A 974-nucleotide genomic window follows, 5' to 3' on the forward strand; every position below is an offset into this window, starting at 1 on the left:
AATTTGCCAAACAATTTAATGACCTTCAGGAGTGGGAGCAAACGATGATTATTTCAAGTCTGCAACGCGTTGCCCAAATGATGGATGCACAGCATATTGATGCGTCTCCTGTCTTGGATGTCGGCGTGCTCGATAGGCAGGACATGGCTGGAAACTCGCCTGATGCCTATGAAGGAAAGTGATCACCTAAACGCATGTTTGGCTATGTCATGCCCTGCATTGTAATCTGTAGCGTCTATGAACTTACCGTCCAGCTACTTCGCCGACTTAACGGGAACGATTACCTACAATCATACCCGGTGCATATTTCTCAAGCCAATAACGAATTCGTCGAACCAAATTTTTCTGTGGCCCTTCAGATAAATTAAACGCATAGTCCACTTGCATATAGTTAATTGCGCCAGCCACGTTTGCCGATGCCAAGCGCGCTTTGACAGAACTTTCATCTTCCACCGAATTAACCATCTCCAAGACGGGTGGCTGGAAGTTTTGCCCTAAATGCTCTGCCAGATCGACTTGTAAAGGTTCATCAAACTCAGGGTCAACCAGTACCAGAGCAAAGCCTTTATTACTAAATGTCCCCTGCTTTTGCTTGAGATACTCAAAGGCAATGTTGGCTGAAGCGCGATAGGCTAACAAAACAATATTCTGATAGCCTTGCTGCTGTAAGTACGAAATACCAGCGTTCACGTGCGCAAGCGCTTTGTCTTGGTAGGGAATTGCTTTTAGCTGCTTTTCTTTATCGGCAAGGTCTATATCAACAGGTTTATCTGGATCAGAACTGTCTTCGGTAACTGCATCGTCTTTGTCTGCCGCTTGCTCACTTTTTTCCGCCTCACCATCTGACTTATCTTTTCCACTATCCTCGTTTTTGGCTGTCTTGTTGTTTAATGCTTCTGCCAAAGCAGGGCTTAGTTCAAGCTCATCAAATTTCTTTACTGGTAAAGCTCGCTCTGGGACTTTGTCTATGGAAG

The 974-nt window shown here is 45.1% G+C and carries 1 protein-coding gene and 1 pseudogene; one reads left to right on the forward strand and one right to left on the reverse strand.

Going from position 1 to position 974, the window contains the following annotated elements:
• A pseudogene (locus A3763_RS27935) lies at window positions 1-182 on the forward strand (MarR family transcriptional regulator); the annotation flags it as partial.
• A gap of 85 nt (window positions 183-267) precedes the next feature.
• On the opposite strand, the gene A3763_RS02065 reads toward A3763_RS27935, so the two are convergent.
• The coding region (locus tag A3763_RS02065) for a DUF3530 family protein (protein ID WP_156494831.1) at window positions 268-974 on the reverse strand (707 nt) is incomplete at its 5' end.

It is taken from the genome of Oleiphilus sp. HI0128 (genome assembly GCF_001635365.1).